This window comes from Porifericola rhodea (genome assembly GCF_030506305.1).
GTDB classification, from domain to species: domain Bacteria; phylum Bacteroidota; class Bacteroidia; order Cytophagales; family Cyclobacteriaceae; genus Catalinimonas; species Catalinimonas rhodea.
The window spans coordinates 4,553,804-4,580,358 of the sequence record NZ_CP119421.1 but is presented as its reverse complement, the minus strand read 5'-3'; the positions used below and the strand labels follow the sequence as shown (position 1 = coordinate 4,580,358).

Sequence of the window (26,555 nt, the reverse complement as noted above, 5' to 3'; positions counted from 1 at the left end):
ATTAGGGGGGCAATATCTCCGGTACAGGGGGCAACATCACCGGAATATCCATTCCTACTGCCTATACCTTGCATTGCTTAAGACATTCCTTTGCGACACATTTATTAGAAAGTGGTACAGATTTACGTTATATTCAACAATTGTTGGGACATAACTCCAGTAAGACTACTGAGATTTACACGCATGTATCCATGCAAGCATTAGATAAAATTGTGAGTCCGGCAGATCAGTTGAATATTAGATGAAAAAGATGTTACTTAAGAGTTGTAATAATGCTACAATAGTAATGAGAATGGAGAGAAGTGGGAGGTCAAAATTAGTAATAATGATCCAGGGGAGGGATTATGGATATACTAGTTAAAGCATCTATAAGTGCTACAGTAGCAGATACACAATAGTTGGCTGTCAGTCCTATGTTCCGCTACGCGGTCAAAAGTGGGGAGCCCGCCAGCCAACATCATGCATCTCACAGGCTGGCAGATCAGGGTTGTAGAATTTGAGGTGCTATTTGAGAAGTTGAAACAAAAAAAAATAGATAGGTGGCAAAATCAGCCAGTGTAGCTGCACGCCGCCCGTTATGGCCAATTAAAAAAATGAAGATAATAGTTTACATAAGCACCATGATTTTAGTATTTGGATGTCATCAGCAACAATCTGTTGATTACGACTTACTAAGTGAAATGAATTCTGATTGGACGCACTTAACAGAAACTGATTCAGGATTGGTCATTTTCAATAGCTGTGACATGGGAAATTTAGAATACAAAATCTATTCTAAGAATGATACTGCATACATTTTGTTGCATGGCACCCAAGAAGACCAAGAATTTAGAATTGTTAATTTAGCTGGTACTAAAAAAGATTTGGTGATAGAAACAGAGAATGTTCTAGATAATCATCAACAATCTTTCAAATTTAAATATGTTGATGAGACAAAGGGTATCGCCAATTGGATTACAACTTATCCAAATGATTACACCTCTGATTTGAAATTTGTATCAGCAAGAAAGGCATCAGATTTTCCAACAATTAATCAACCTTGTGTTGAATGCTGGGGAGAAGAATGTGATGAAATTGAGAATTGAAAACTGGCCATAACATTTTGCAGCCGTCAGCCTAGCGAAATTGAGCTAGTTCGTCAGCTGCTCCAAGTAGCCAAAATGATAAACGAAAGGGAAACGCAAACAATCCGGCCGTCGGCTCGCAATGGTCGTTGGTAGCAAGCATATTACACACTCAATAACAATCTAACAATGGAAGAAATAGAATGATGAAAACAACTTTTAAACTAATACTTTTTTTATTACTCTTATTCAATGCTGCATTCGGTCAAGAGTCAAAGAAATACCTTATAAAAGCGGGTAAGCTATTCAACTCAGAAAGTAAAACTTTTCTTAAAAATCAATTCATTTTTATTGAAGGTGAAAAAATCGTAAAAGTTACCGATTCAGATGATATAACATACGCTGACCATGAAATAATAGATTTATCCAAATCCACAGTTATTCCGGGTCTTATAGATTCACATACCCACTTTTTATTCATGCAGGGGAGTGGTGCCAATATGGAAGTTGATTTGATTGAAAATTCAGATGATGACCGGCTGTTAAGAGGAGGTCACATAGCAAAATCTTTTCTTTCGGCTGGTATCACTACGGTAAAGGATTTAGGTAATTCGGGGCAATATCTGGATGTTACTTTACGGAATGCCATTGATAAAGGATGGGTAGAGGGTTCACGAATGTTAGTATCAGGTCCGATCATAAGCCCACCAAACGGGCAATTTGGGCAACTACCTCATCTTCACAAAAACCTACCTGCCAAGGAATATAGTATTGTAAGGACGGTGGATGAAGCCAGAAGTGCAGTAATTGAGCATATGAACAATGGCGTTGATATTATTAAAATATGTGCTACTAACGATAATGGATTGGTACTATCCACTGAACAAATGAAAGCCATAGTGGAGACAGCGCATAAAAACAATCTTAAAGTAACTGCTCACGCTACATATGACCAAATTGTAAATGATGCTGTGATGGCTGGGGTTGATGGCATAGAACATGGTTACAATATATCTGATAGCACTTTGCAACTCATGTCTGAAAAAGGGGTTTATCTGGTACCAACCGACGGCACTTTTGACGGATATAAAGGTATAGTAGAGTTCTCAAAAAGTAATATTACAGATGATGACATAAAAAGTTTTGTAGCATCAACCAAGCAACGACTTTTAAATGCTGTAAAAGCAGGTGTAAAAATCGTATATGGCTCTGATTTGTATTTATATACTCCGAGGTCTATTGGTATTGAAGCAAAAAACTCACTGGTATCCTATTACGAGGCTGGCATTCCGGTAAATGAGGTCTTACAAATAGGAACTTACAACGGCGCTTTTGCTATAGGTAAGCAAAATGAAATAGGAGTAATTAAATCTGGTGCATTTGCCGATATAGTAGCTTTTGAAGGAGATCTGGAAAAAGACTTTAAAAATTTGATCTACGGCAAAAATCACTTCGTAATGAAAGCAGGTGTAGTTTTTAAAAAACCATAAATTTTTATGTTGATTTAATTTATATCTTTCCAGAAAGATGTAAAAAATTATAAGAATTAAATATCGATTTCGGGACATTAATATAGGGAAAAAAGACTCAGTTACGCCAGCTACCAACACCACCTAGCCATCAGGCAGCGGAATGATGAGCTGGTGAGTTTAGAGCGCCAAGCATTATTTTTGATGTTCTGAAAATATAAAGCAAACAAGGCTGCCCGACCGGCAAGCCTTGTCGTTATGGCTCATGTAAATTTAATTTTAGGTTAAGGTTTACCGATATAAGATTGACTTTGATTTGCTGAAGATGATGGAAATTACCAATTGGTCAGAGTACTGGAGTGAATTTGATGACTTCTGTTCTGATTTGGACAATTCTGATAAAAATAAAACCGCTTCAGAATTACGAGAAGCTAAAAGATTTGTTAATGGGCTTACAGATGGATGGTATGAATTTCATGATAATTTCAAAAAGACAATTGATAATTCTAAAGAATTAGAAGTCAATGAGATAGAAAGAGCAAATCAATTAATCAAAATCTTAACAATAACTCTCGAAAAGAGATAAAGCACGAGCCATAACATCAGCTAGCCCCAACCTGACAGGAAAACGAGCGTGATCACTTATCGCTCCAACGAAAGAAATTATAACTTGAAAAGTAAACGCAAACAAGTGCCCGGTCTGATGGCTAGCCTTGGCGTTGTAGCCAATATGAAATGAAACAAAATGTAGTTCCAGAAATAACTTCTGTTGGAAAGATTTGGGGGAGAGATGCTATATTTCTGGATGAGGTAAAAGTGCTGAATGAATCAACCTTTATCCTCATAGGAGAATTTAACGGTAATCTCTGCGAAAACTTGACCGATGGAACTGATCAAAAATTTCAAGTCACTTTTAAAGCAGTTCATCTGTTTAAAATGATTGAACTTGATTTTGACGAAATTGAATACCAATCGTCGTTTGACAGGATTGAGAACTCAGAACAGATTGCTGAAATGGTCAGAGTTGATACTGATCAGCACATAGGTAAAATTGATTTTAATTTTCAACACTTTGTATTCAGAACCTACGATACAGTTTTCGAAGTGATTGGAAAAGAATATGAATTAAAATTGATTTAAATACTGGCTACAACAACTAAGGATTCGTGTGGCCGGCACGGCCCAACATGAATCAGGTGTTGACTGCCGCAGTGGAGCTGAACCTGCTCGGGGATGTTTATTATGGGGAATAGGTAGGGTTAAGAGGAGTGCATTTGAGAAGGCATCAAGCCTTCTTTTTTATTTTCGGGGTATCAGAGCATGACCATTCATAAGGTTTTATGGTCAGGTATTGCATGGAGCCAGGAAAAAGCAGTGATCTATACCAGATAGGGCATAGCTTTCCCGTTACGCTTAAGAATGACGTTCTTTAGTGACTGCTGTGCTGCTTTGCGATCCGTTCCAGCCAGGCTTTCGGTGGAGCCCTCCAGGCCGGACCCTACCATAGAACATATTCATTGTTTGCAATGTGCCAGTGCCACACGCACAGCATCTGCGGTGAGATACCGCCTCCTCCTGATCATCAGAAGAGGTAATGAGACCAAGCATCTGCTGGAGACCGGGTAGCTTTTCAGACTTCCAAGAACTGGAAAGAAAACCGTAATGCCTGATTCTAACAAAGCCTCTGGGCAGAATATGCTGGCTGAAGCGTCTGATAAACTCTTTGTCAGAGAGACTCATCTGTAGCTTCTTTGCTCCCTTACGATAGTCCTTGTAGCTGAAAGTAATCTGGCCGTTATCCAGGCTGATAAGCCGATGATTACTGATAGCAATTTTATGCGTGTACCGCCCAAGATACTCTACTACCGATTTAGGATGCTGGAACGGTCTCTTGGCATATACTACCCATGGTTTTTCAAACAGGCTGGCAAAGAATGCTTTTTCCTGCTCTGGAAACTCCCTTCTTAGACCTGCTACCAACTTGGCCCGGAAGACTTTGCTCATGGCATTTACCGGAAAGAGGAACTTACCTTTATTCCGAGCAGTCTTCCATTTACCATTTCTAGTCACGCCTCCTCCCGGAACGATGCAGTGAAGGTGTGGATGTAAACTCAGATTCTGCCCCCAGGTATGTAGTACAGCGATCATAGCAGGCTTAGCCCCCAGGTGCTTGGCATCTTTGGCAAAGCTCTGCATCACCGACCAGGCGGACTAAAGAGCAGACGATACACTTTGGCAGGTGCATACAGGCATAGTGGGTTAACTTGCTCTGGCAGTGTAAAAACCACATGAAAGTACGGTACTGGCAAGAGTTCATTTTCCCTTGCCTGTATCCATGCCTCACGCTGTTCTCCCTGGCATTTAGGGCAGTGGCGATTGCGACAGCTATTATAACTGATAGACAAATTGCCACAGCTATCACATTGATCCACATGGCCACCCAAATCAGCAGTCCTGCATTTTCTAAGGGCATGCAGCGTTCTTTCCTGCCAGCTATTGCTGCAGTAGCTACTAAGCCGATATCTGTTTCTATTCAGTATATCGGCTACCTCATAAGCAGGCTTCACAGCTTATCAGCATACAACGTATCTAATGGAGAGAAAGGCTTTTGCCGATCCATCTGAGAAACATGTAGATATACCAGCGTAGTCTCTATATGTGCATGACCCAAAAGCTCTTTGATACTGACAATATCGAGGCCGTCCTCTAAAAGGTGAGTGGCATACGTGTGCCTGAGTGTATGAGTAGTAACTTCTTTGCTGATACCTGCTGCTTTACGAGCGCTTCTAACTACCCATTGTACTCCTTTCTGAGAATAGGGTACCACTTTCCCTTCAGGGTGATTGCCCGTAAAGAGCCACTGGGCAGGGTGCTCATGCTTGAGATAAGTCTGTAGTCCCCGGCACAGGTGCTTGCTTAAAGGAACATAACGGTCTTTACGTCCTTTACCCTGTCGGATGTGAACCATCTGGCGTTGGAAGTCTATGTCCTTGACCAACATCTTTTGCAGTTCAAAGCATCTAAGGCCACATCCATACAGCATGCCAATGACCAGGCGATGCTTAAGTAGTTTAGGAGTCATCAGCAGCCGATGTACTTCTGCTTTACTCAGAATGATAGGAAGTTTCTTAGGGCGTTCCAAGGAAGGGAGGATGACACGTTTGTCAGGCATCCCTTCCATACGGTAAGCATATCGTAAACCATAAACAGTGTGCTTAAAGAAACTTTCGGAGGGTGTTTTCTTCTGGGTTTTAAGATAGTGCAAATAGTCCAAGACTTGATCCTCATCAAGTTGTATGGGATTAGTATTAAAATGAAGAGCCATCTTGGCAAGGCAGCGGGAGTAGTTGTGCAGCGTACTTTGACTTTTGCCAGTGACAACCATAGAGCGTTCCAGCTTTTGATACAGTGTCTGAAAACCTACTACCTGTTGGCAGGTAAGGTCAATGATTCTATTCCTTTTTTTTCCATGATAAAAAGTGTTTAGTTACATTGACAAAGTAACCAAATCAGCTAAACGCCATGGCAAGAGGCTACCGCAGGTTTAGTTCAACAAGGCACAGCCCCAATCCTAGCGAAAACGAACTTGTACGCCTGTTGCGCCAAGTTAGAATATTGATAAACGAACTAGAAACGCTAGCAAGCCCGGTCTGTGGCTGTGCTGGTCGTTGGCTGTCAGTCTTATGTTCCGCTACGCGGTCAAAAGTGGGGAGCCCGCCAGCCAACATCATGCATCTCACAGGCTGGTAGATCAGGGGGTATAGAATTTGGGATGCTATTTGAAAAGTTGAATTACAAAAGCAATAGATAGGTGGTAAAATCAGCTCGCGCAGCTGCACGCCGCCCGTTGGGCATAATTTAAACGAAACATGGAAGAGATAATTGAAGGATTTTTGACTAAGGACAGTTTACTCTCCATTTTCACCGTCATTTTCACCGTCATTTATGCTGTGACAGCCAGCTTTCTTTTGAAAAGAATTAAAGCGAGAAGAATTGAACGAAAGGATGACTTTTTTGAAACTGCTGTTCAAGGGTTACAAGATGGTACTATCGAGACGATTGATGACTTGATAAATGTCTATAAAGGCGTCACAAAGTTAAGCTCTGAAGACTTGACCTATAGATATGGACTTAATAAGTGGCTGCGAGAAATTTTGGCAAAATTGGTCGGTCGAAAGATCAGTGAAAACCTAAATATCGAAGAAGTTAAACAGTTGAAAATAAAACTCACTGAGTTTATCACAGCGAATGAAACAGCCTCACCTTTTTCTGATTTACCAGATACTGAGAGAAATATTCTCAATGATCTAAAGACCTATTCAAATAATGGTGACAAAATTTCGATTGAAAGAAAAATAAGTGAATTGAGCTCAGTGATTCAGACAAGATATGAAGAACAAAAGAAACTAGAAACGCAAAATAAATGGTCTATTCCATTAGCTGTTATTGGACTAATACTGACTGTTGTATTCGGAATTCTGTCGATTTTTTAAAATAAAAAACTATTTACAACAATTAAGGATTCGTGTGGCCGGCACGGCCCAACATGAATCAGGTGTTGACTGCCGCAGTGGAGCTGAACCTGCTCGTGAATGTTTATATGGGGATTAGGTAGGGTTTGAGAGGAGTGCATTTGAGAAGGTAATAAGCCTTCTTTTTTTGTTTCCGAGGTAGTTAAGCACCATCTCTATCGGATAAGCTAGAAAATCGGCTATTCACAACCATTAAAAGCATTGATTTCTACCGGATAGGGCGTAGCTCTCCTGTTACGCTCAAAAATAGCGTTCGCTACTTACTGCTGTGCTGCTTTGCAATCCGTTCCAGCCAGGCTTTCGGTGGAGCCCTCCAGGCCGGACCCTACCATAGAACATATTCATTGTTTGCAATGTGCCAGTGCCACACGCACAGCATCTGCGGTGAGATACCGCCTCCTCCTGATCATCAGAAGAGGTAATGAGACCAAGCATCTGCTGGAGACCGGGTAGCTTTTCAGACTTCCAAGAACTGGAAAGAAAACCGTAATGCCTGATCCTGACAAAACCTCTGGGTAGGATATGCTGGCTGAAGCGTCTGATAAACTCTTTGTCAGAGAGACTCATCTGTAGCTTCTTTGCTCCCTTACGATAGTCCTTGTAGCTGAAAGTAATCTGGCCGTTATCCAGGCTGATAAGCCGATGATTACTGATAGCAATTTTATGCGTGTACCGCCCAAGATACTCTACAACAGCTTTAGGATGCTGGAAGGGTCGCTTAGCATACACCACCCATGGTTTTTCAAACAGGCTGGCAAAGGAGGTGTTTTCCTGCTCAGGAAACTCTCTTCTCAGGCCAGCTACGAACCTGGCCCGGAAGACCTTGCTCATGGCCTTGACCGGGAACAGGAACTTGCTTTTATTCCGAGCAGGCTTCCATTTACCCTGGTTGGTTACCCCTCCACCAGGCACAATGCAGTGTAAGTGGGGGTGAAGGGACAAGTTCTGGCCCCAAGTATGTAGTACCGCAATCATAGCAGGTTTGGCTCTCAGATGCTTTGGGTCTTTGGCAAAGCTCTGCATTACTGACCAGGCAGTACCGAACAGCAAGCGATATACTTTGGCAGGTGCATACAGACACAGAGGATTGACCTGTTCAGGCAGAGTAAAGACCAGATGGAAGTAAGGCACAGGCAGAAGCTCGGATTCTCTAGCCTGTATCCATGCTTCTCTCTGTTCTCCCTGGCATTTAGGGCAGTGGCGATTGCGACAGCTATTATAACTGATAGACAAATTGCCACAGCTATCGCACTGGTCCACATGGCCACCGAGATCGGCAGTCCTGCATTTTCGAAGAGCATGTAAAGTGCGTTCCTGCCAGCTATTGCTACAGTAGCCACTGAGCCGATGCCTGTTTCTGTTCAAAACATCAGCCACTTCATATTTAGGACGCACTACTTATCGGGGTAGAGCGTATCCATGGGACTGAAAGCCTTACGCCTTCCCATCTGAGAGACGTGAAGATAGATCAGCGTAGTTTCCAGGTGAGCATGCCCAAGCAGATCCTTGATGCTGACGATATCAAGCCCATCTTCCAGTAAGTGAGTAGCAAAAGTATGGCGAAGAGTATGTGCGGTTACCTCCTTTTCCAAACCTGCGGTCTTTCTGGATTCCCTGACAACCCATTGTACACCTCTTTGTGACAAGGCTACAATTCTTCCTTCCGTATTTTTACCATTGAAAAGCCACAGTTGAGGGTGTTCGTTGTCAATGTAGGCCTTCAGCCCCCTTGCCAGGTGCTTGCTCAAAGGCAAGTAACGATCTTTGCGCCCCTTGCCTTTTCTGACATGCACCATCAACCGATCAAAATCTACATCTTTAGTATGTAATCTTCGGAGTTCAAAGCAGCGCAAACCACAGCCATATAGCATGCCCAGGATGAGGCGATGCCGCAGTAGTTTAGGAGTCAGAAGCAGCCTTCGCATCTCCTCCTTACTCAGAACTACTGGCAGAGTCTTGGGTCGCTCCAGTGAAGGTAAAACGATTCGTTTAGCTTTCATGCCTTCCATCCGGTAGGCATACCTTAAGCCGTAAACGGTATGCTTAAAAAAGGACTCAGAAGGCGTTTTCTTTTGCTGTTTGAGGTAATGCAGATAGTCTAGCACCTGTTCTTCGTCTAGAAGCACCGGATTCATGTTGTAGTGCTGGGCCATTTGAGCTAGACAGCGGGAGTAATTTGTTAGAGTACTCTGGCTGTAGCCAGCAACCGAAAAGCTTCTCTCCAACTTCTGATAGAAGGGTAGAAAATCAGGAACCTCACGACAGGTTCTTTCAATGAGTGTTTCCCCTTTGGCACGATGTGTTTTTTTTCATGATATAAATGGTTTAAATTACCTTCATCAAGATAAGAATATCATGAAAAACCCTGCTGCTAAAGGCTACCGTAGGTTTAGTTCAACAACGCATATAGCTTATGGCGGGTGAACTGCTACCAGCAAGGTTTTCGCTCCTTTTCCAGCTTTAGTTTTGGGGGACAGGAAAGTGCTTCGAAGCCGCCACAAGCCATATGCAAACCATTAGGTGTCAGTTAATGAAATATGAATGATAGCAGAAACGATAATGATGCAAAAAAAGAAAATGTGATTCCAGATCATGTCAGCCCTTTGCGATACATACTTCATGAAGCAGGACAAGATAGACTAATAAGTATTAGAAACTTGAAGGAAGCTAGTGAAACAAAAAATGCTGTGATGATTATGGAAGGAGATTGGGGCGGGCAGATTTATCTCACATCACCTATTAAACACGTGAAATGCGATGAAAGATGTTTAATTCAATTATTACAGGATTTAGATGAATTAGCATGGGGGGATCAAGGAAAAGAAAGTAGGAAAGTTGTTTTTGAAGTTAGAAATATTGGCGATCAGATTAGTGGTGGAATGGGGGGAGGGTCAATAACTGACGAGATATGGATTCACGAGGAATTTAAAGAAGAACGAGATTTAATTAAAGAAGTAATAAAAGGACGAAGAGAAAGAATGAATACCGACACCTAACATCGCGTTCTATTAAAAAACAAAGATTTTCAGTATAAATATTTTAAGAGAAAGGCATAGGTAACTTGCCCAACTATAGAGTTAGAAATTTCAGTCTTTTTGGATATTCTATCGTGAAAGTTTGCTAAAGCAAACGATATGTTAAAAGCAGGAAATGCTTGCATTTCCTGCTTTCACCACCTGCTGTTTACGAGGTGGTCAATAAAATGTCTATACTACTGCAGTTGTAGTTTCACATAGGGAGTATCCCTTTTGATAACAGCAAACATCCGGCTGATCAGCTTATTTCTGATGGCATTGATGATGACCATATGATGCTTTCCTTCTTTGATCTTTCTGCGGTAGTAGACATGGTATTCATTCTCAGTTCTCAAGGTATTGACGGCTCCCATACTGAGGAGGGCTTTCAGCTTCTTGTTGGCAATAGAAGAGACCTTTGTTCTTTTCTTGATGCTAGTACCTGACTGGTGAGGAAAAGGTGCTGTGCCTACGTAACATGCAAATTTTCTCCAGTCTTTGAATTTGGTAAAGCCGTAAGTGTAGGCAATGACCTGAGCGGCGATGACTTTACCTACTCCTGGAATGGAGCAGAGCAGTTGATTCTGGTGCTGTAACTGCTGATCCTGCTGCACAAGCTGATCAATTTGCTCATTGCACTTCTTGATCTGTTCTTTCAGAGCTTTGAGCTGTTGATTGAGGGAACGCATCATAAAAGAGATATCCACATAGCCCTCTAGTTGCTTATGAGCTTCTATAGCAGTGATGATACTGGTCTTCTGCTTGATGAGACGGAGCCTGAATGAGAGCAAAGTTTTAAGCTGCGCCACTGCAGCAACCGGAGGGGTATACAAATTTAACTCATCAGCAAACCTAAATGCAAACTGCGCGATCATCTCCGCATCTGCTTTGTCGGTTTTTTTCTCTGGATACCCATAGAATGCTTGATACGATAAGCAGATTCCAGGCACAGATCTGCTTTTTTATTTGGTAGAAAACAAGCTAGTCCGTAGCTGTAGCTACCTGTATCTTCCATGCAAAACAGACAATCTTGAAGAGTAGCAACAGTCTTGATCCATTTGAGAAATGTTACAAGGCCTTTACGATTGTTATTAAACTGCTGATGAGTCAATGCTCCTGTAGAGGGGACAAAAACGGAAGCGTCAAAGGATAATTTGCTTACATCAATACCGACAAACACTGATTTTTTCATAACTTAAAGGTTAGTGATTATAAGATATGTTGAACCGACTAGAACCTTTATGAGGCATGCAGGCCTATCGTTCTATAGGGTCAAAGGTTCAACATTTAGGAAAAGGAGGACTAACACGATGTCAAGGTCTTGAGCCTGTTCAGCCGATGAGTTCTCCTCCTTTTCTCTAAAGTTAAGAATAGGATTATTCTATCTAAATAAATATAAAGGTGCAGCTTATTGGTAGGTGAGGGGTTGGGAGCAAAAGCTGTAAAGTTATAAGTTGAGTAAAATTATAAAAAGAGCGGTTTTCAAGGCAGCCCTGTTAGCTATGCTACGGGTAAAGCCCATGCCGACTGTTATTCTAGGTTAAACCTCACTATAATAAAGGAAAAAGTAGCATGTTTACCTGGAAGCGAAAGGATAGAAAATTGGCTGTCGGTCCATTAAAAATGAAACGAATGATTGAAGCTATCAAAAAATGCTAATGCAAAAATATGATCTAAAAAAGCAACGAAAGATTTATAAGAGCATTTTCAAATAAAAAAGCCACTCTACAGGAGTGGCTTTAATTTTAGTGCTAAAGTGATGTGAATCAGTTCTTTAGATAAGTGGGCCCTGCTGGGCTCGAACCAGCGGCCACCTGATTATGAGTCAGGTGCTCTAACCAACTGAGCTAAGGGCCCCTCGCTTTCGCGAATGAGACGACAAATGTACAAAACCAAAATTAGGCTTACAAACAAAATGTACTGCTTTTTTTAATGTTTTTTCTGACTGTATTTCCTCCAAGCATTAAAGCATTCATTATCAGTCTCTACCACGGCAAAAAGATTTTAAATAAAGCTAATGAGCACTCTATTGCTAGTGGGTTTACACCTACGTTTTTTTGAATTAGTGTTTTGGCTTAACTTATAGCTTTATAAACATAACCTTGCAAGCTAACATGAGACTCTCTAAACTATTATTATTATGCCTGTTAACAATGGCTATCAAAGCCTGCCAATCACAGGAAAAAAAGCAAAGTGCTACACAAAGTGTAGTTCAACAGGCAGAAAATGAATGGACTATGCTGTTTGATGGAAATGATGCCAGTCAGTGGAGAAATTTCAAGAGTCAAGATCTGAACTGGAGTGTAGAAAATGGCAATCTTACTACCAGCGGTGGAAAAGGCGATATCATTACTAAAGAGAAATATGAGAATTTTATTTTGGAGTTTGAATGGAAAATAGAAAGAGCAGGCAATAGTGGGGTCATGTACAATGTAGTAGAAGCAGAGAAATATAATAGCCCTTACGAAACAGGACCTGAGTATCAACTAATAGACGCTGTTAATTTTAAAGAGGTGCATGGCCATGAGCTTGAAGATGCCCAGGTAACAGCAGCCAATTACGCTTTGCATATCCCTAAATCTACCAATGTAAAACTCGCAGGTGAATACAACCTCTCAAAAATAGTTGTAAATCAGGGAAAAGTTGAGCATTGGATTAATGAAGAAAAAGCAGTGGAGTATGAATTATGGTCAGATCAATGGAAGGAAGAGGTAGCTAATACCAAGTTTAAAGCTATGCCTGACTACGGTAAAGCTAAATCTGGTCATATTGCCCTCCAGGATCATGGTGATGCTGTGTGGTTCAGAGAAATTAAGATTAAAGAACTGTGATGAAAATTCTGATTATACTTTTTAGTTTACTATCCGGGGGTATTATGGAGCTCTCGGGTTCTGATCCAGCAGATGAAGAAAAAATTTTAGCGATTATGGATCAACAGCAAAGATGCTGGAATGAAGGAAACCTGGACTGTTTTATGAAAGGCTACTTACCCTCTGATTCACTGATGTTTATAGGTAAAAATGGTATTGTATACGGTTATCAGAATACACTAGAACGGTACCGAAAAAGTTATCCTGATCGTACTAGTATGGGTCAGTTAAACTTTAATATCATACAACTAAATCAGCTGTCATCCGAATACTACAGCATGATTGGTAAGTGGACACTAAAACGATCTACTGACAATCTAGAAGGATATTTTAGTTTAATATTTAAAAAAATTAATGGCGAATGGTTTATCATCAAAGATCACTCCAGCTAGTACTGTTTCTGCTAAGTGCGTCCTTATTGTTTTCCTGTACAGAAGGACAGAAAAGTAATGAAAACTCCCCTAATGAACCCCAAACCAGAGAATACCCTGAACTGTTTCAGCAAGTACTGGATGCGCACGGTGGTATTGAACAGTGGAATAAAATGAGGCTGCTTGAGTACGATTTGTATATGGATACTACTTTTGTAGATCATCAGACAATTGATTTGAAAAACAGAAAAGTACTTTTAAAAAATGAAGAGTATTCTGTTGGTTTTGATGGTTCACAAGTTTGGTATATAGGAAATGAAGAGGAATTTTCAGGAGGCTCTGCCAAGTTTTATCATAATCTTCAGTTTTACTTCTTCTCACTTCCATTCGCATTTGCTGATCCCGGAGTTATCTATGAAGAGCTGGAAGATCGTGAGTTTCAGGGTAAAACCTATGATGTGCTTCGTTTTACCTATGAAAGTGGGGTAGGAGATTCACCTGATGATGAGTACATAATATATGTAGATCAGGAGACTCACCAGATGGAACTACTATTGTATACAGTAACTTATTTCTCGGGTAAACCGGAAGATAAATATGGTGCACGTTGGTACTCAGAATGGCAGGATGTAAATGGTGTAAAGCTACCGCTAGTAAGTAGAAGGTATAAGTGGACCGGCGATAGCCTTGGGGATTTGTATTACCCCAACCGTTACCTCAATGTTGTACTCAAAGAGAGTGAGCCTGATCAAAGTCAGTTTGCCAAACCTGAGAATGCTAAAATATCTGACTAGTTTTCTTGCATCTCTAACAGCCAGAGTACACCTGCCAACAACATAGGTGCCCCTGCATCGCTATGAGAATCAGGGGTGGTCAGCTCGGTAAACTCTACAGCCTGACTACCCTTGCTTTGCACAGCTTCATAAAATGCTTTGCTGTTTTCTATGGAAATCACTGAATCCTGGCTGGCATGAAAAATATGTAAGGGAGCTTTTACACGCCACGGAGCAATACTATTTTCGCTTAATGCTTGATCAAAAGCATTATTATCCAAAGTTTTTAGACCTAGCCTGAATTCTTCATTCAATAACTTGCTCAGATCGGTACTTAATCTGGACCTTATTTGGCTCAGCGTAAGCTCATTACCATATAGGTAAGGGATTTGCGTGGACAAGATATCCTGAAAATACTGATCGTACCCGCCAGATAGCTCATAATACTCATGATATGCGTAGATAAGGTAGCCTAGCGATTCTGGTGATTCGTAAGACATTCTATTGGCTAACTGTTCTCTAAAAAGATGCAAATCAAACACAGCTCCACCCGCGGCAGCCGCAGTAAGCTGCCAGCTGTCAAACTGAGCTTCGTTTTCAAAATAATTAAGTGCCGCTACCGTATTGTATCCACCTTGTGAATAGCCGATAAAGCTTAGCTCCTGACTATAGTTTTGCTCTAATTCTTCAAGCATCTCTACGGCTGCTCTAAGCATGAGCTCACTATTTTTGCCCACAGACTTTTCTATTAAATATGGATGCGGAAGAGAGCCACTCTCTCCAAATCCTATATAATCTGGAATAATAGCCACATAACCTAAAGCTGCAAAGAGTTCCAGACCAGACTGGAAAGTGCCACTATAATTGCTTGGTGCTTCAGACTGGCTTCCAATAGAAGGATGAAACCCTAATAGAAAAGGAAAGTCATCATTTTTGGAGGCTAAAGGTATACAAATCAGGCCCGAAGCTTTAACCGTATCTCCCTGATGTTCTGCCTTGTAAGAAACTTTATATATTTCAGAATCATAAGATATGGCAGAAACGTCATAGCCAGGCTGAAATATTTGTGCAGCGAGCTTAAGTTGCTCTGCTTCTACTGTAGCAAGCAATTCATAATCTATCAGATAGTTGTTTTTTACTTCTAGCTCAGGGCTGTTGTCTTCACAAGCAAAAGCTATTATACAGAAAGAGACAAAGAGAACAGCTTTATAAAGATGTGATAAGTTACGGTAGTTCATAATTATGGTAATGGACGAAATCTGAGATAGTAAACAAAAAAGGGGCACAAGCCCCAATTTAAAGATTCTTATGATGAAATATGTTTAGAAGGCGCCAATTTCACGGCGGAAACCTTCAAGTTCAATCTGTTGTATTTTGCTAAGTGGTTGCTGCCGGGCACTTGCCGAAGAAAAAATACCATTTTTGATATAATAAAGTGCTTCCTGAAGACGAGCCTCATTGGTATCTCCCAGCTCATAATTCAGGTCATCAGCGACGTAGGCATCGGCCACTAATCCTTGATAATACTCTCCAACGCCCTGATCGTTAAGTACCTTAAAGGAAATAGGGCTTATCGCATAACCGCTAAAGAAAAAAGGAAAACTACCCACTGGCTTACCGTAAGTATTATCGCCAATAAGCACTACATCTATAAATGGTCTCAAACCATTGATCAACAGCTCGCTGGCAGAAGCTGAAGACCGGGAAGTGATAAAAATAACCCTATCCAGATTTAATGGGATTTCAGCTTCATTAAAGGCTTCTACTCTGTTTTGCTCGGACTGTAGCTGATTGAACTGATACTCAATAAAGTTTTTACCCTTACCAAGATCGCCAATAATATTACTTGCCATCCATTCGGCAATGTTAGTTCTGCCGCCACCGTTGTAGCGTAGGTCAATTATGAGCTCATCAATATTAGCCGTTTTAAATTTTTGAAAAGTCTGTATCAGTTCTTCTTCAGATGTGGCCAAAAAGCTGTTGAAAGCCAGGTAACCTATGGTATGGCTACCTATGCTGTACACATTATCTGTAAGCACTGTATTAATGCCAATAGTGCTCTTGCTTAGTGATTCAATCTTGCGGCTACCATCAGGTAAGAGCATTTCAAATTTGTGGGTATTACCTTCCAGGGCCTGAGAAAGTAAACCTTTATCGTTTAGCTCTTTAGGGCGTACACCATCAATTTTATCAATGATCCAGGACCTTTTAACACCAGCTCTGCCAAAAGGAGAGTCATTATACACAAAGGCTACTCTAAGGTTATCATCTTCATCAAATGCCATTCTAAAACCATAACCTTCGTACTGCGCATTTTCAAAATATGCGTTATAAGCTTCTTCTTCCTGTATGTACGACCATTTATCCAGGTCTTTATTCATCATGGCATACAAAACATCATCAGGAGTATCGTAATCATCAACATTAAGCTCCGGAATAATGTCGTTCCATAAATACCACTCCTCCATTACCTGAGCTACGAATAACTTTAGCGAATCTGTTCTGGTAAAGGTTTGAGCTCCAGCTGTATTATCTGAGACTACGTCTTCTTCTTTACAAGAAAATAATGAGACTGCCAGAAACAGCGTCAATATTTGTAATCTATATTGTTTCATATCAGATTATTTTGCTTAATAACAAGATTTCTACAAATTTTAATCCATTAACAGTATGCCTGGCTTAAGCATTCCGCTGAATATTAAAATCACCATATCTGCAAGCATAAAATAAATAGTATGATATAGCCTTATACGGCGCAACTTAAGACTGCTATATGCAGTTATAGTGTTACTGTTAACCCCAATTAATGATGATAATTGTATGCTAAGAATACCTTCCTATCTTAAATTTTTTATCGTTCTCTTTGGTCTGATCATGCTTTTCTTCGTGATGATAGTGGGGCGTTCCTTGTTTGTTCCATTGTTAACGGCATTGATTTTTGCTTTTATACTTCAGCCACTTTGCAATAAGTTGGAAAGCTGGAAGTTTCCCAGAGGATTGAGTTCTATCATCTCTATTATAGCTATTTTTGCGGTATTGTTTTTCACCTTTTACTTTATTTCCTATCAGGTTAGAGCAATTACGCAGGATTTGTCAGAGATCGGACAAAAGTTTGAAGGGTTTATTGATCAGGGGCATGATTGGCTAGAGACACAGTTTGGAGTAGAGGAAAGTGAGCAGACTGCTTATTTAAAAAATTCTATTAACGATTTCGTAACCAGCAGTACGTCTATTTTATCTTCAACCTTATCTGCTACCGCCGACTTTTTTACCTCCTTTGTACTTATATTTATTTCACTTTTCTTTTTGCTCTACTATCGCTCATTTTTTGTCTCATTCCTTTACAAAGTTTTTTCGGTAAGGCATCATGATAAATTAGGAGATACCATCAGAAGAGTTTCTTCAGTAGTAAGAGCATATGTACTAGGCCTTTTTACAGTTATTATTATACTGGCCATTCTTAATACCACAGGCTTAATGCTAATTGGAATAGAGCACGCTATGTTCTTTGGCCTGTTAGCAGCTATGCTGACGGTTATTCCTTATATTGGTGTTTTTATCGGTTCTTTGCTTCCTATTCTTTTTGCCTTTCTTACTAAAGACTCTCTTTGGTACCCCTTTGGAGTAGCTCTCATGTTTTGGGGAGTGCAGTTTCTGGAAGGTAACTTTATCACGCCCAACATTGTCGGTAATAAAGTATCGCTCAACCCATTTGCAGTAATACTGGCTTTGTATGTAGGTGGAATGGTATGGGGCGCTATCGGAATGATTATGGCTATTCCTATAACCGCTGCCTTAAAAGTAGTTTTTGACGTGGTAGAACCTCTCAAACCCTACGGCTATCTATTGGGCTATCCATCAGAAAATAACGATAGCGATACTAATGATAAAGTACAGAAGCTAATGCAGAAGGTGAAAGAAAAAGCCTGAGATACGTATTCTCTTCCATAAAAATCTGTAGGAAGCTGTGTTTTTTCATAAAGCTTGGTATGTTTGTTTAGACGCTAACCAACTACACAAAATATGAACGAAACCAAGCCTACTGAGTCCTCTTCATCGGAGGAGAATAAACCCTATATAAGTGCAGATAAAAAAATACCCGAACTCACGCTAAAAGCCGTATTGTTAGGCGCCGGCTTATCGGTAATACTTTCAGCGGCTAATGCATATTTTGGGCTCTTTGCCGGACTTACGGTATCTGCTTCCATTCCTGCCGCAGTAATTTCTATGGCGCTGCTCAGGCTTTTCAAAAACTCAAACATACTGGAAAACAACTTGGTACAGACGGCAGCATCTGCTGGTGAATCTCTGGCGGCCGGGGTTATTTTTACAATCCCTGCCCTTGTAATTATGGGCTATTGGGAAGAGTTTAACTATTGGGAAACCACACTTATTGCACTTACTGGCGGAGTATTAGGTATATTATTTACCATCCCCTTAAGGCAGGCACTTATTGTAAAAGAAAACCTGAAGTTTCCAGAAGGGGTGGCCACCTCTGAGGTGCTTAAAACCGGAGAAAGTGGAGGTAAGTCGGTAAAATATCTGATATGGGGAGGACTTGTTGGCGGATTATTTAAGCTAAGTGAATCAGCCCTTAATTTATGGAATGGACTCTTTGAAAAAGCCGCACTTTTCAACAATCGTATCTATCTGTATTTTGGCCTGAATCTTTCACCAGCACTGGTAGCGGTAGGTTATATTGTAGGACTTAATATCGCATTTTTGGTATTTCTGGGAGGAGCTATTAGTTGGTATATCGCCATTCCTGCTTATATCGCTTTGCTAGGTCCGCCAGAGGGCGCTGGTAATCCTGAAGAGATGGGTATAAGGGTATGGAGTAGCCAGATACGTTATCTGGGAGTAGGAGGTATGGTAGTAGGAGGCTTATGGGCTCTTATCAGTTTGAAAGATTCTTTAGGAACGGCATTCAAATCTGGTATAGCTGCCTTTCGTCAGGGAAGTTCCAATTTCAAGGATCAGCTTCGTACCGATATGGACACCCCAATGTCATGGGTTATCATCTCAATCGGAGTGATGATAGTACCCGTATTCGCTATCTATCTTCGTGAAATTCATGATGTAGCCATCACCGGGCTAATGGCATTAATTATGGTTGTCGCTGGCTTTCTGTTTTCCGCAGTAGCGGGCTATATGGCTGGTTTGGTAGGGAGTTCTAATAATCCAATTTCAGGTGTAACAATAGCCACTATACTGGCTTCATCTTTATTATTGTTATTTCTACTGGGAGCCGATAAACCTACACAAGGTGCCGCAGCGGCAATACTCATTGGAGCTGTAGTATGTTGTGCTGCTGCTATTGCTGGTGACAATATGCAGGATTTAAAAGCAGGTTACATATTGGGTGCAACGCCCTACAAGCAACAAATTATGCAGATGGTAGGGGTAGGTGCGGGAGCTTTCGCAATAGCCCCGGTACTTAATTATCTGCTGATAGGCTATGGTATCGGCACTCCCACACCAGAGCAACCCGAAGCACTGGCAGCACCTCAGGCTACTTTGATGCAAAGCGTTGCCACTGGTATATTCGGAGATGGTCTTCCCTGGGATATGGTAAGTATTGGAGCTGTAATCGCCATCGCTATTATTGCATTTGATCAGTACCTTAAAAACAAAGGCTCAAACTTTAGAATGCCAGTGCTGGCGGTAGCAGTAGGGCTTTACCTTCCGTTAGAACTTGATACTTCTATCTTTGTGGGTGGACTGATTGCATGGCTGGTAAATCGTTACCTAAAGAAGCAGAATAGAAGTGATGACAAACATAAACTAGCTTCTGAAACTGCGGCTAATTCAGGATTACTACTTGCCTCCGGACTAATAACCGGAGAGGCCTTGATGGGTATTTTTATTGCTATAGGTATTGTGGTGGCTGACCTGAGCGCCCTCAGAGTTTTTGAAAACCCTCCTGGCGGAAGTTATACTGGTTTAGGTATTTTTATCGTAGTAGTCGCTGGTCTTTATTATCTCATCAAAAAAGTATATAAAGAAAACATTCAAAAGTAAGCGGATAAACATGCAGGTAGCCTTACGTGAATACATAGAGGAAGAACTGAGTAAAACACTGGGAAGCCGGGTGAGTATACAGCAGCTGAACATGTTAGGTGGTGGATGTATAAACCATGCGAGTCATGCAAGTACAAATCAGGGAGATTTCTTTATTAAATGGAATGAACAGGGGCCGGGAGATATGTTTTTACGTGAGGCAGAAAGCCTGGAAGCATTAGCCAGTGCGGGTTCAGGCTTACAAATACCTAGCGTCTGGCTCAAAACAGTTTTACAAGATCAGCTACCAGCAATTTTAGTCACAGATTTTTTGCCTCCTTCCAATTCACCTACATCGCAGCAAGATGAGGAATTAGGCAGAGGTATAGCCCAGCTTCATCGTTATCAGCATGAGAAGTACGGTTTTGAGCATGATAACTATTGTGGAGCTACGCCTCAGCAAAATAATTGGCATACCGACTGGCTAGCTTTTTTTAGAGATCAACGCATAGGATTTCTCTTGATACTCATAGATAAAAGCAGAGGTCTAAGTACCAAAGAGCATAAGGTATACAACCAACTAATGCAGAACATGGAGCAGTGGATAGGTCACCAGCCTGTAGCCTCTCTTAATCATGGAGATTTATGGTCTGGTAACTTTATGTATACTGCCAAGGGGCCAGCTCTGATAGACCCTGCCAGTTATTTTGCCGACCGTGAGTTTGATTTAGCCATGATGGATATGTTTGGTGGCTTCACTTCCAGAGTCTGGGATGCCTATCAGGAGGAGTATCCGCTACCTGCTGAATGGAAAGAGCGTCATGATTTATATATGTTATATCACTACCTGAACCATTATCATTTATTTGGTGGGCATTATGGTCAGCAGGCTTTGAGTATTGCTCAGAGATATATTTAAATACTAATAAAGATGAATTTAAAATGGGTAGCTAGCCTAAGTTTATGTGCTATTACTTCGTGTCAACCTTCACAGGATAGAGACAGTGCTGAACCTCAAGATATTAAAGATATAGTGAACACTTTTGATTATGACTTAGAATTTTTACAGAACCATCTAGACAGTTTGGTGCTGCTAAAAAGCGATGACGGCCAGGCTCAACTCATAATTGCTCCCCAGTACCAGGGCAGGGTTATGAGCAGTACTGCCGAAGGTGAAAAAGGTAATAGTTTTGGATGGATCAATTACGAACTGATTGCCAGCGGAGAAGAGAAAAAACATATTAACCCTTATGGGGGTGAAGATCGTTTCTGGATGGGGCCCGAAGGGGGGCAGTTTGCAATATTTTTTAAGCAAGGAGAAGACTTTAATTTTGAAAACTGGCAGACTCCGACAGCCCTAGACACTGAGCCATTTGCGGTTCAAAGCCAGAGTCAGCATACAGTTACTTTTAGTAAGGCTTTTATGTTGGAAAATCATAGCGGTAGCCGTTTTCAACTTGAAGTAAAGCGTAAAATAAGTCTCCTGGAAAAAAGCGATCTGGAAGAGCTATTAGGGCTTAGTCAACTGGACGATAAAATTGCCAGTGTTGGCTTTTCTAGTGAGAATACGTTAATCAACCGTGGAGAGCATGCTTGGACTAAAGAAAAAGGGTTACTTTCTATCTGGATTCTGGGTATGTTCAAACCATCTCCAACTACTACTATTGTCATTCCGTACAAAGAGGCTCAGGATAGTGCTAAAGTTGTAAACGACGCATATTTTGGAAAAGTGCCTGAAGATCGCCTTCAAATTAAAAATGGAATAATTTACTTTAAGGGAGATGGTAAACAAAGGGGGAAAATTGGTGTGCCTCCTCAGTATGCCCGTGAAGTAATGGGTAGCTATGATGCCGAAAATAAGGTGCTTACAATAGTAAAATACACCTTACCAGAAAATACTCCTGATTATGTAAACTCTATGTGGGAGTTGCAGGATGATCCTTACCGTGGTGATGCCGCCAATGCTTACAATGATGGTCCGCTGGAAGATGGTGAACAAATGGCCCCCTTTTACGAATTGGAAAGCTCATCTCCGGCTGCTGCATTACAGGCTCAGGACTCTATCAGGCATGTACATACTACGGTGCACTTTACTGGCGAGAGAGAAACATTAGACCAGATATCTCGTGAAGTTTTTGGAGTGAATATCGCACAAATTACTGCCGTTTTTTAATTACAGTATTGTTTTCAATTTCTTTTTCTAACAAATGAGAAAGATCGGAATAAGAATATACTCTACCTATGGGTTGTTAATTTTTGCTGGTGTATTGCTTTTGCTGTATCCCTTCTTTATGATATTTATGCTAAGAAAGGCTTGGCATAAGTATGCTCTTTTTCTCAACCAGATTTGGGCGAGGGCTTTTCTAAGCTTATCCTTTATTCCCCCGATAATAGAATGGCGAGCAAAGCTTAAACCTGGCCAAAATTATTTGCTGGTTGGTAACCATACATCCTTTCTGGATATTGTAATGATGGGCTATGTTCCTAGGCTGAGTGTATTTGTAGGCAAAATTTCACTCGCCAAAGTGCCTGTATTTGGTTATATGTTTCGTAAGCTGCATATCACCGTTGACAGAAACAAACCCCGTAGCCGGTATCAGGTGCTCAAAAAGGGAGCTGAAGTGTTACAGAGCGGCCTTAGCCTGGTGATGTTTCCTGAAGGGGGGATACGTTCACAGGAGCCACCAAAAATGGCTTCGTTTAGGAACGGAGCTTTTAAACTTGCTATTGAACAAAAGGTACCTATTATACCAGTAACATATCCTCATAACTGGAAGATCCAGCCTGGCAATAGCAAAATGCTAATGTATCCCCAGCGACCCAGAGCTATTATTCATGAGCCTATAGAAACTAGTAATATGCAAATAGAAGATGCAGATGCCCTTAGAGACAGGGTTTTTAGTATTATAGAAGAGGAACTTTCAAAATATTATCCTTATTTAGCGGAAAAAAAGAGTGTTTCATGAAGATTGACCGTACTACCGTACAGAAAATGGCTCATCTTGCTCGTCTGGAGTTTGATCCCGAAGGTGAAGAAGATATGATCAAAAGTATGACAGAAATTCTGGACTGGGTAGATCATTTACAGGAAGTTGATACCGAAGGCGTAGAGCCACTTACCAGCATGTCGCATGAGGTGAACGTCTGGAGGGAAGACGAAGTGAAAAACATGCTCAGTCGTGAAAGAGGCTTATCTCAGGCACCCAAAAGTGACAATGAGCATTTTCGAGTACCCAAGGTGATAGAATAATTTAGCATCATGTAAGTTTTTGAGCCACATTCTTTGTTTACTGAAGCCACGATAATACAACTTAGCGGTCATCGTTAACTTTTTACTCAAACCATAAAAAAAACACCCTGACCCTATGAACAGGTGGTATTTCTGGAAAACATGGCACCCTCAGACGAAATTTTTGTACTGGGGGATGATTGTGGTCTTTGCTTTTTTTGTATTCAATTTTGCTTATCATTTTTTTGCTGGCGTATCAACAGTAATAGACTGGCAGAAAATCTCCAATATTGAAAAAATTAAAGTGCCTACTGCCTCTTTTAGAGTAGGCCTTTTTGATTTTTCGTATGAGTTTGACAACTATCTTATCACAGAAATTTTTCGGGGAGGAGAAATTGCTATCAGTCCCGTAAGTGCCGCAATACACCTTTTTGCAGTAGCACTTAGCCTTGTTATTATTTTGGTAGTGATATCTGCTTTAGAAAGCTTCTGGTTTTACTTCGGTTCGCTCATCTTTGCGGCTATACTTATCAGTTTTAAGTTGGAGCAATTGCTACTCTTCGGGCAAGCCGATAAAATGGCATTAATCATTTGTCTATCAGCCTACCTTAGCACGCTTTACTACTTTAACAAAATAAAACCTGAGCTGGATATACTGGTGCGCCTGCTCACGTTTAGTGGAATTACTCTTATTGTAGGTATTATATTATTTGTGTTTTCAGAAGTAGAAAGTCCTCTTTTCTTTCTCGTCAACTATGGAATGGTAACTCCTCTGATATTAAGTGTAGTCTTTATTTTTATTCTAGGCCATTGTCTGATCAGTTTTTTCCTTAAGATAATTACTCGTGGCAATACTGTTGGAAACAAAAACTCACTCTGGCATTTCATTACGATCTCTTTAGTTTATCTAGTTAATGTAGGCTTTTTGTACGCGTACAATGCAGGTTATATAGATTGGGATATTCTGTATGTTAATGCGTTTGTAATTCTATTTATTGTAGCAATCATAGGGATCTGGGATTTTAAAGATCGTGAGATCCAATACCAGGGAATGATGAGCTTTGCGCCCCTGGGGGCATTACTTTACCTCTCGCTGGCAATCATTTGTTTTTCTACCCTGGCTTATGCTTTTTCAATGGCAAACGACCCTCTGATAGAGGCTTTTGAAGATGCCATTGTATATAGCCAGCTTGGTTTTGGTGGTTTATTTATGCTTTACATCATAGCTAATTTTATTAACCCTATGATGGAGAATATGCAGGTTTACAAAATTATGTATAAACCTCCCACCTTTCCTTATGGCACTGTTCAGATTGTAGGACTCATAGCCGTAGTAGCATTTTTTTTAAATGCCAATATGCTGCCCTTTCATCAGGCGATTGCTGGGTATTACAATGGGCTGGGTGATTTGTACCAGATAGAAGATGATGACTTCTTGGCACAACAGTATTACAAACTGGGCGATCAATATGGTTTTAACAATCACCGCTCAAACTACAGTCTGGGAGTACTGGCCAGAGAGCAGAAAGATGAGTCCTTAGCTCCATTCTATTTTAGCGAAGCTTTAAAGAAAAAGCCAACAACATATGCTCAGGTCAATTTGGGATATGAGCTGCTAAATTCCGGACAGTTCTTTGATGCTATGTTTAGTTTTAGAGAGGGGCTGAGCAGGTTCAGATCAAATCCATATTTATACAACAATCTCGCTATTACCTTTGGAAAAACATCAGTCTTAGATTCTGCATTGCACTACCTTAGCTTGGCTAAAAATTCTGCGGCTACTCAACAGGCAGCAGAAACCAACACCTTGGCTCTGATAGGTAAAAATGATAATCTGCTAAGCTTTAGTCTGGACTCGCTTTTTGATGAGGTTCTGACTGACAAAACATATTTACCCGGACTGGTTAACACTTTTTTGCTGGCAAATAAATATGTCAGTTCACAGGAGCCATTCCAACAAAACGATTTTCCCTGGATAGATACACAGGATACTACATTAAACAGCTTTGAATTTGCGTATGTATATAACTACGCTTATAGCCGCCCCGAGTCATTGGACAGTAGCCAGCTTAAGCAATTGTCCAATTTTCCTGAGGTATTTGCTAATGGAAACTACTATGAACCTTTGTTATTGATTAAAGCCTACGTTCTCTATCAACAGAATCAGGTAGATGCAGCTATGCGCATTTTAGATCAGTTGCAGGCCTTAAACCCATTTCAAAGAGGCTATTACAATAATATGCTGGGAATCTGGGCACTGGAGCAATATGCACCGCAGGTGGCTGCATCGTATTTTCAAAAGGCTGAACGTTCTCGTTTTGAGGATGCCATTTTTAGAAAAGGGATAAGCTATACTGAAGCCATTGCAACTGGAGATATGTTTCGCGAAGAAGCTAATGCGGTCTGGGATTCACTTTTGAGAGAAGTGGATGAAAGAATTGCTGAACCTAATCCTGTATTGAATATTCTTAAAGAGGTAATCAATACCAAGAATTTCTCAGTAGAAGAAAAAAGTGATGCTTACAAGTATCATCTGCTGCGATTTAGGTTTAATGAACTTGATGAAAATGATTTTCAAAAGCTGATTCAGAGTTTTGAGGACCCTAATTACAGAGCTCTGGTACTACATGATTTATGGTTAAAGTATGAAAGCCATCTAAAAGCTAGTCTTTTGAGTCAGATACAGCTTCTTCTGGATGAAAATCCAACTTTGTCATCTACTGCAAAAATTTATATGCCCTGGCTACAGGCTTTTGTCTGGGAAGAACAAGGAGAGTGGGCTAAAATATATGCTTCTCAGGATCAAAGAACTACAATAAGTCGTTGGCATAAGCAGTTAAGCTGGTACTATGCTGCCAAGGAAGCACTAAGCGAAAATAATGAAGAACAGCTAAACGCATATATTCAAAAACTCAGCGGTAATCCGCTATTTGTTAAAGGCTATTTGTTTGCTCTGAATCAGATGGAGGTAGAAGACCCGCTAGATAAGTACAATCTATTGCTGGAAGCTTTAGAAACCAACCCTTATTCAGCTGAACTTCAGCAGGCCTATGTAGAAATAAGTCTGGCCTCCGGAATGGAAAGCTATGCAGAAAGTGGCTTAGAAGATTTAAAGCCTCTGGTGTCAGAAAAGTACTTCCAGCAGTATCTGAAAAGATACGATTCCTTAAAAGCGGTTTACGCTCCTGCCTTTTAAAGTATTAAGTTTTATCTTCTGGCTAATTTGTAACAAT

The 26,555-nt window shown here is 40.7% G+C and carries 22 protein-coding genes, 1 tRNA gene and 3 pseudogenes; 17 read left to right on the top strand and 9 right to left on the bottom strand.

The annotated features are described in order from the left end of the window. Window positions 1-50: 50 nt before the first annotated feature. The 5 genes and pseudogenes from PZB74_RS18760 to PZB74_RS18740 form a co-directional block, all read left to right on the top strand. Window positions 51-245: pseudogene (locus PZB74_RS18760) on the top strand (tyrosine-type recombinase/integrase); the annotation flags it as partial. A gap of 294 nt (window positions 246-539) precedes the next feature. Then, complete coding sequence (locus tag PZB74_RS18755) at window positions 540-1,085, top strand: hypothetical protein (RefSeq protein ID WP_302238694.1); 546 nt, start codon at window positions 540-542, stop codon at window positions 1,083-1,085. A 182-nt stretch (window positions 1,086-1,267) separates the two neighbouring features. Beyond that, the gene (locus PZB74_RS18750; protein WP_302238693.1) at window positions 1,268-2,554 is read left to right on the top strand and encodes an amidohydrolase family protein; all 1,287 of its coding nucleotides are present in this window, start codon (window positions 1,268-1,270) and stop codon (window positions 2,552-2,554) included. A gap of 304 nt (window positions 2,555-2,858) precedes the next feature. Then, a complete protein-coding gene (locus PZB74_RS18745; protein WP_302238692.1) occupies window positions 2,859-3,119 on the top strand; it encodes a hypothetical protein in 261 nt (86 codons plus the stop codon). A 149-nt stretch (window positions 3,120-3,268) separates the two neighbouring features. Next, window positions 3,269-3,673: a hypothetical protein gene (locus PZB74_RS18740; protein ID WP_302238691.1), complete on the top strand. Its 405-nt coding sequence runs from the start codon at window positions 3,269-3,271 to the stop codon at window positions 3,671-3,673. Window positions 3,674-3,962: 289 nt separating this feature from the next. On the opposite strand, the pseudogene PZB74_RS18735 reads toward PZB74_RS18740, so the two are convergent. Further along, window positions 3,963-5,100 (bottom strand): annotated as a pseudogene (locus PZB74_RS18735) (IS91 family transposase). After that, window positions 5,097-5,930, bottom strand: a complete 834-nt coding sequence (locus PZB74_RS18730; RefSeq protein WP_302242840.1) for a tyrosine-type recombinase/integrase — start codon at window positions 5,928-5,930, stop codon at window positions 5,097-5,099. The pseudogene PZB74_RS18735 and the gene PZB74_RS18730 overlap by 4 nt, the downstream one beginning before the upstream one ends. A gap of 472 nt (window positions 5,931-6,402) precedes the next feature. Here PZB74_RS18730 and PZB74_RS18725 point away from each other — a divergent pair, with 472 nt between their 5' ends. Continuing rightward, on the top strand, window positions 6,403-7,026 hold the full coding sequence (locus tag PZB74_RS18725; protein ID WP_302238690.1) for a hypothetical protein: 624 nt from the start codon (window positions 6,403-6,405) through the stop codon (window positions 7,024-7,026). Window positions 7,027-7,305: 279 nt separating this feature from the next. On the opposite strand, the gene PZB74_RS18720 is transcribed toward PZB74_RS18725, so the two are convergent. Together PZB74_RS18720 and PZB74_RS18715 are read right to left on the bottom strand one after the other, a co-directional pair. Continuing rightward, window positions 7,306-8,460, bottom strand: coding sequence for an IS91 family transposase (locus PZB74_RS18720; protein WP_436837115.1), 1,155 nt, complete (start codon window positions 8,458-8,460; stop codon window positions 7,306-7,308). Then, window positions 8,460-9,290: a tyrosine-type recombinase/integrase gene (locus PZB74_RS18715; RefSeq protein ID WP_302238689.1), complete on the bottom strand. Its 831-nt coding sequence runs from the start codon at window positions 9,288-9,290 to the stop codon at window positions 8,460-8,462. The genes PZB74_RS18720 and PZB74_RS18715 overlap by 1 nt, the downstream gene beginning before the upstream one ends. 312 nt (window positions 9,291-9,602) lie before the next feature. Here PZB74_RS18715 and PZB74_RS18710 point away from each other — a divergent pair, with 312 nt between their 5' ends. Then, window positions 9,603-10,061, top strand: coding sequence for a hypothetical protein (locus PZB74_RS18710; RefSeq protein WP_302238688.1), 459 nt, complete (start codon window positions 9,603-9,605; stop codon window positions 10,059-10,061). A 215-nt stretch (window positions 10,062-10,276) separates the two neighbouring features. On the opposite strand, the gene PZB74_RS18705 is transcribed toward PZB74_RS18710, so the two are convergent. The 3 genes and pseudogenes from PZB74_RS18705 to PZB74_RS18695 all read right to left on the bottom strand — a co-directional run bounded on the left by PZB74_RS18705 (window position 10,277) and on the right by PZB74_RS18695 (window position 11,936). Then, on the bottom strand, window positions 10,277-10,768 hold the full coding sequence (locus PZB74_RS18705) for a transposase (protein ID WP_302242838.1): 492 nt from the start codon (window positions 10,766-10,768) through the stop codon (window positions 10,277-10,279). A 96-nt stretch (window positions 10,769-10,864) separates the two neighbouring features. Then, window positions 10,865-11,271 (bottom strand): annotated as a pseudogene (locus tag PZB74_RS18700) (IS110 family transposase); the annotation flags it as partial. A 591-nt stretch (window positions 11,272-11,862) separates the two neighbouring features. Continuing rightward, a tRNA-Ile gene (locus tag PZB74_RS18695) sits at window positions 11,863-11,936 on the bottom strand. 257 nt (window positions 11,937-12,193) lie between these two features. On the opposite strand from PZB74_RS18695, the gene PZB74_RS18690 reads away from it, so the two are divergent. Genes PZB74_RS18690 through PZB74_RS18680 form a run of 3 tightly spaced genes read left to right on the top strand, consistent with a single transcriptional unit; the run spans window position 12,194 to window position 14,114 of the window. Continuing rightward, on the top strand, window positions 12,194-12,910 hold the full coding sequence (locus PZB74_RS18690) for a 3-keto-disaccharide hydrolase (RefSeq protein ID WP_302238687.1): 717 nt from the start codon (window positions 12,194-12,196) through the stop codon (window positions 12,908-12,910). Continuing rightward, complete coding sequence (locus PZB74_RS18685) at window positions 12,910-13,341, top strand: YybH family protein (protein ID WP_302238686.1); 432 nt, start codon at window positions 12,910-12,912, stop codon at window positions 13,339-13,341. The genes PZB74_RS18690 and PZB74_RS18685 overlap by 1 nt, the downstream gene beginning before the upstream one ends. Then, window positions 13,311-14,114, top strand: a complete 804-nt coding sequence (locus tag PZB74_RS18680) for a DUF6503 family protein (RefSeq protein WP_302238685.1) — start codon at window positions 13,311-13,313, stop codon at window positions 14,112-14,114. Before PZB74_RS18685 ends, PZB74_RS18680 begins: the two co-directional genes overlap by 31 nt. Here PZB74_RS18680 and PZB74_RS18675 read toward each other — a convergent pair. Continuing rightward, the gene (locus tag PZB74_RS18675) at window positions 14,111-15,331 is read right to left on the bottom strand and encodes an alpha/beta hydrolase family protein (RefSeq protein WP_302238684.1); all 1,221 of its coding nucleotides are present in this window, start codon (window positions 15,329-15,331) and stop codon (window positions 14,111-14,113) included. The genes PZB74_RS18680 and PZB74_RS18675 overlap by 4 nt on opposite strands. 84 nt (window positions 15,332-15,415) lie before the next feature. Continuing rightward, window positions 15,416-16,708, bottom strand: coding sequence for a S41 family peptidase (locus tag PZB74_RS18670; RefSeq protein WP_302238683.1), 1,293 nt, complete (start codon window positions 16,706-16,708; stop codon window positions 15,416-15,418). Between the two features lie 205 nt (window positions 16,709-16,913). Between PZB74_RS18670 and PZB74_RS18665 the strand changes: the two genes are divergently transcribed. The 7 genes from PZB74_RS18665 (at window position 16,914) to PZB74_RS18635 (ending at window position 26,518) form a co-directional block, all read left to right on the top strand. Continuing rightward, window positions 16,914-18,023, top strand: a complete 1,110-nt coding sequence (locus PZB74_RS18665) for an AI-2E family transporter (RefSeq protein ID WP_302238682.1) — start codon at window positions 16,914-16,916, stop codon at window positions 18,021-18,023. A 93-nt stretch (window positions 18,024-18,116) separates the two neighbouring features. Next, window positions 18,117-20,114, top strand: coding sequence for an OPT family oligopeptide transporter (locus tag PZB74_RS18660; protein WP_302238681.1), 1,998 nt, complete (start codon window positions 18,117-18,119; stop codon window positions 20,112-20,114). 10 nt (window positions 20,115-20,124) lie between these two features. Further along, complete coding sequence (locus tag PZB74_RS18655; protein WP_302238680.1) at window positions 20,125-21,012, top strand: fructosamine kinase family protein; 888 nt, start codon at window positions 20,125-20,127, stop codon at window positions 21,010-21,012. Between the two features lie 12 nt (window positions 21,013-21,024). Then, window positions 21,025-22,266: a DUF6786 family protein gene (locus tag PZB74_RS18650; RefSeq protein ID WP_302238679.1), complete on the top strand. Its 1,242-nt coding sequence runs from the start codon at window positions 21,025-21,027 to the stop codon at window positions 22,264-22,266. Between the two features lie 34 nt (window positions 22,267-22,300). Further along, window positions 22,301-23,059: a lysophospholipid acyltransferase family protein gene (locus PZB74_RS18645; RefSeq protein WP_302238678.1), complete on the top strand. Its 759-nt coding sequence runs from the start codon at window positions 22,301-22,303 to the stop codon at window positions 23,057-23,059. Further along, window positions 23,056-23,343, top strand: a complete 288-nt coding sequence (gatC, locus tag PZB74_RS18640) for an Asp-tRNA(Asn)/Glu-tRNA(Gln) amidotransferase subunit GatC (RefSeq protein ID WP_302238677.1) — start codon at window positions 23,056-23,058, stop codon at window positions 23,341-23,343. The genes PZB74_RS18645 and gatC overlap by 4 nt, the downstream gene beginning before the upstream one ends. A 115-nt stretch (window positions 23,344-23,458) precedes the next feature. Then, window positions 23,459-26,518 (top strand): hypothetical protein, encoded by a 3,060-nt coding sequence (locus PZB74_RS18635; RefSeq protein ID WP_302238676.1) that lies wholly within the window; start codon window positions 23,459-23,461, stop codon window positions 26,516-26,518. Window positions 26,519-26,555: the final 37 nt, after the last annotated feature.